Here is a 4,215-nt window from a genome sequence, read left to right on the forward strand (position 1 = left end):
CAATCACCCCACCCCCGATTTTTTTACCCCACCCTGCGACCCACGCTTAAACAGGGTTAATTGCAAGGAGTTTTGCATCGTGACTGTGCCTTTTCGCTTAAATCGCCCCAGCCGCCGCCGCCTGCTTGCCTGCTTGGGCATGGGTTTGCTCGCGAGTGGGATGATTTCCGCCTGCACTGGCTCCAACAATCCCAACGCCAACGGCTCCCCGGCTGCCGGTAGCTCGCCCGCGACGGGCACACCAGCGGCCAACGCATCGGCTGCCAATAACGAACCGATCGAAATTACCTTGGTGTCCTATGCCGTGACCCGATCGGCCTATGAAAAAATCATTCCGCTCTTTGTCGAAAAGTGGCAAAAAGAACGGGGCCAAACGGTCAAAATTAACCAAAGCTATGGCGGTTCTGGCTCCCAAACCCGTGCCGTAATCGATGGTTTGGAAGCGGATGTGGTGGCCCTGGCATTGGGTCAGGATGTGGAAAAAATTGAAAAGGCCAAGTTAATTGAACCCGGTTGGCAACAGGAAGCGCCGAACGACGCGATCGTGCACAAGTCCGTGGCGGCCCTGGTGACCCGGCCGGGCAACCCCAAGGGCGTGAAAGATTGGCCCGACTTGGCCAAACCGGGTTTGAAGGTGATTACCGCCAACCCCAAAACCTCGGGCGGGGCCCGTTGGAACTTCCTGGTGCTGTGGGGCGCGGTGACCCAAACGGGCGGCACGCCGGAGAAGGCGGAATCCTTCGTGAAGTCGGTGTATGCCAATGTGCCGATTTTGCCCCGGGATGCGCGAGAAGCCACGGACGTGTTTTTGAAGCAAAACCAAGGCGATGTGCTGATTAACTACGAAAACGAACTGCTGTTGGCCCAAGCCAAAGGCCAAAAGGTCGATTACGTGGTTCCGGCGACGAATATTTCGATCGATAGCCCCGTGGCCGTGGTGGATCAGGTGGTGGACAAACGGGGTACTCGGGAGGTAGCGGAAGCCTTCGTGAAGTTCCTTTACACCCCCGAAGCCCAAAAAGCCTTTGCGGAAGCAGGGTTCCGCCCGATCGACCCGGCCATTGAAGCGCAGTTTAGCGATCGCTTTGGCAAGGTGACCAAACTCTTCACGGTTAAGGAACTGGGTGGTTGGGATGCCGTCCAAAAGCAGTTCTTTGCCGATGGAGCCATTTTCGACAAGATCCAAACCAAGAAATAGGTTTTGGGGGGCGATCGCCCATGGATCTCAACGGCTCCAGCGCGATCGCCCCGCACCATTCCCACAATCCCGATTTTGGACGGGAGGCAATCCGATGACTGACCCCATCCACACCAATTCTCCGGTCACGAATTCCCCGATCGACTCAGAACCGGGGCATCGATCGCAAGTCCGGGTGCGCATCCGTGTGCCCAGTAACTATCGCCCTGATCCCGTCATTTCCACCATCATTTCCCGGTTTGGGCTGACGGTGAATGTGCTGGCGGCCCTGCTGGGATCTGACCAAGAGAGCGATGGTTGGTTTGACTTAGAACTCAGCGGTTCCAACGCTCAAATTCAAAGCGCCTTGCTATATTTCAACGATTTGGATCTGGAAGTGTGGCGTGATGATGGGGATCCGGACGGAATTTGAGTTCTGAGCTGAACCATGCCACCTTGCTTTAATGGCGTTCTGAACCCGCTTGATCGCCCTTCCATCACCTTGTTCGACGAGATCCAAACCAAGTAATCGGTTCTTGGGGGGCGATCGATAAGGCCCAGCGGCTAGCCCACTGGATCAAAATTTCGTGCTGATCAGCCGATCTCGCTAGAGTCTAGCAATGCCGGCCGTCTGGCTCAGTCTTGGCCTTGGGAGTCTTGGATCATTTTTTGCACCGTGGTCACTAGCTCTGGAATGTCATGGTGACAGGTGTTAAAAATCTGAGCTTCGTCAACATCAAAATAAGTGTGGGCCAGTAAATTTCTGAGTCCAAGCATTTAGACATAAACCGCTTCTTGATCGATGCGAGTCTTTAGGCGCGGACTAAGGCTTGGTCGGTAGCGAAGAATATCAACGGGGCGGTTCAAGAGTTCTGTGAGTTCGAGTTGTAAGGCGACGGTGGCGAGGAGGTTGGGGTAGTCTGTTTGGAAGACGATATCAACATCGCTATCGGGGCGAGCTTCCCCACGAGCATAGGAACCAAAATATCCTAAAGCTGTTAGGTGAAAATGTTCACCTTTCTGTTCTTTAAAGGTTTTTAAGAGGAGTTTTAGGGTTTCGGTGGGAATGATTTGAGGAAGTGCTGAAGGTTGAGTTTTGAAAAGGTTTGAGACAGTTTCCATCAGAATTTAGCAAGGGGTCATGGGATGGGAAATGGGGGTGAGTTCAAGATAGCAATGGGGTTAGGGTGATGGGGGATAGTCGCAGACTTTGGGGGTTTTGCGTTCTGGGCGATCGGGGTTGGTCAGGTAGGGTTTGAGGTAGGCGCAGGCTTTGTCGAGCAGCCCATGGGCTTTGGCCTATATAGCCTAACAAAGAAAGCAAGGTCAATGTTCTGAGAAAGCAAGGTCAATGTTCTGAGTACAAATTAATTTGAAATTTTATAATTCTTGATTTGTATCACGGAAAGTATCAATACAATAGCATTTGTTACAAAAGCTTTGTGTGGTAATCGCTAAAATTAGCATGTTGTTATTCAATATCTTCTTGTGTAATGACCCAAATAACGATATCCTATGCATGATCACAATGTGAAGCGGTAAAAAGATGCAACCACAAATCAATTTTGTATTACCCGTTACTTTTCTCTTACTAGGTGTCGTCTCCGTTGGCGGTTGTACCGATTCAATTGAAATTTGTAATGATATTCAAGGATGCGGAAAAACTACTCATGCCTATGCCCATGTTCCTATATGTCCACATGAAAAACAGAGCGCCTCAGAAGCAGAGAATAGTAATTTGCCGGTGTCTAAAAAGAGTAAGCCATCTGATGACTATAGAATCAATCTATTTATACCCGGAACTTATAGCCTATCCAAAGCATCCGAAGATCCCCGTTATCGAGTTACTCCGGGCTTCGATATTGCAGGTTCACCATTTGATGTGATTTTGAAACAGTTAGAAGGAATGCAATTTCAGAAAAAAGAACCAAGAACCAGTCTACCAGATGGAGCAAATCGGTTAGGTCAACTTCAGAACTTCAGCTCCGATTCTCCTGCCTTGGCTTTTATTACCGATTTGAATTTGGCAGAAAACGATGGAGTGGCAAATTCTGAATATTGGACGTTTCAATTGATTAAGGAAAAACTTGGAGAATTTTTAAATCCAAAATCTTCTTCTAAAGGAAGACCGCCACGAGCAGTTGGGATTTTGTCAATACTGACTCCTTACGAAGGTCCTACTGGGACTAATTTGCAAATTCGCAGCACTAGCCCTAACAGTAAAAAACAACTACCAATCTATGTGATCTTTGCTGGAAGTCATGAACAGGTAGTGGCTTCACTCACTAAGTTGGATGATGCTTTAAAATCTAAAGAGTTACTTGATCACCAAGTAATCCTATTCACTACCAATCAATCTGCTTCGCAGGAACTGATGGTGAAAAATGATACAAAACAGTTGGAGAGACTGTGTCAAGATGTGCCGAATATCAAGATGCCAATATTTGTGACTGATAAGAAACTTTGGAATTCAAAATTACAACTATTGATTCAGCCTCAGGCACTGATGGATGTAACAAATAAGATGGACTGGCTGCCAGAATTTCAGCCCAAAAAAGACGAGGCTTCACCGAGCAACCAAAATGTCGAAATTAATGTCGAAATTGAAGCAATTTACCAACGAATTCTCAAAATAAATTTGAATAGTGGTGGCGATCAAATCATTTCATTTAAACCTCACACTGGACCACAAAAACTACGAGGAAAGCTTGTGAATGATAATAATCAGAACTGGATTGAGCTGACCCTAGATGATCCTGAAAACAAATCAACAAGTCAAAGTTGGAATGTGGGTAATAATATTACAAATTCGATTGAGCGTGCTGAATTTCGTTTGCCAGAGCTAACAGATAAATTGGGGCTGTTAGTATCAGAAAGCCGATTTGATGGTTCCATACTATCGAAAATTCAGGTAGACGGAGCTTCTCGCGCAGATCGAGATCAATTCATTGCGGAGCAGCGTAAACGCCTTAAGCAACTGTAATAATCTCTAAAAATTAATCTGAAAGATAATAGCTACCAGAAGTGTTGAATGACAG

Annotated in this window: 5 protein-coding genes; 3 read left to right on the forward strand and 2 right to left on the reverse strand. The window is 47.5% G+C overall.

Annotation, left to right across the window (positions count from 1 at the left end):
• Positions 1-160: 160 nt before the first annotated feature.
• Both AMR42_RS12505 and AMR42_RS12510 read left to right on the forward strand, forming a co-directional pair.
• A complete protein-coding gene (locus AMR42_RS12505) occupies positions 161-1,198 on the forward strand; it encodes a sulfate ABC transporter substrate-binding protein (protein WP_199312292.1) in 1,038 nt (345 codons plus the stop codon).
• Between the two features lie 94 nt (positions 1,199-1,292).
• Positions 1,293-1,610, forward strand: a complete 318-nt coding sequence (locus AMR42_RS12510) for an NIL domain-containing protein (protein ID WP_099533912.1) — start codon at positions 1,293-1,295, stop codon at positions 1,608-1,610.
• Between the two features lie 203 nt (positions 1,611-1,813).
• On the opposite strand, the gene AMR42_RS21615 is transcribed toward AMR42_RS12510, so the two are convergent.
• Entirely contained in the window at positions 1,814-1,954 is a 141-nt protein-coding gene (locus AMR42_RS21615) for a HepT-like ribonuclease domain-containing protein (RefSeq protein ID WP_099533913.1), read from the reverse strand.
• The gene (locus AMR42_RS12520) at positions 1,955-2,299 is read right to left on the reverse strand and encodes a nucleotidyltransferase family protein (RefSeq protein WP_099533915.1); all 345 of its coding nucleotides are present in this window, start codon (positions 2,297-2,299) and stop codon (positions 1,955-1,957) included.
• Between the two features lie 424 nt (positions 2,300-2,723).
• On the opposite strand from AMR42_RS12520, the gene AMR42_RS19900 reads away from it, so the two are divergent.
• Entirely contained in the window at positions 2,724-4,160 is a 1,437-nt protein-coding gene (locus AMR42_RS19900; RefSeq protein ID WP_143473059.1) for a hypothetical protein, read from the forward strand.
• Positions 4,161-4,215 lie beyond the last annotated feature (55 nt).

This window comes from Limnothrix sp. PR1529 (assembly GCF_002742025.1).
In the GTDB taxonomy this organism is placed as follows: domain Bacteria; phylum Cyanobacteriota; class Cyanobacteriia; order CACIAM-69d; family CACIAM-69d; genus CACIAM-69d.

Coding starts and splice junctions, on each gene's coding strand:
- AMR42_RS12505 (WP_199312292.1), top strand. CDS start 161: ATGATTTCCGCCTGCACTGGCTCCAACAATCCCAACGCCAACGGCTCC.
- AMR42_RS12510 (WP_099533912.1), top strand. CDS start 1,293: ATGACTGACCCCATCCACACCAATTCTCCGGTCACGAATTCCCCGATC.
- AMR42_RS21615 (WP_099533913.1), bottom strand. CDS start 1,954: ATGCTTGGACTCAGAAATTTACTGGCCCACACTTATTTTGATGTTGAC.
- AMR42_RS12520 (WP_099533915.1), bottom strand. CDS start 2,299: ATGGAAACTGTCTCAAACCTTTTCAAAACTCAACCTTCAGCACTTCCT.
- AMR42_RS19900 (WP_143473059.1), top strand. CDS start 2,724: ATGCAACCACAAATCAATTTTGTATTACCCGTTACTTTTCTCTTACTA.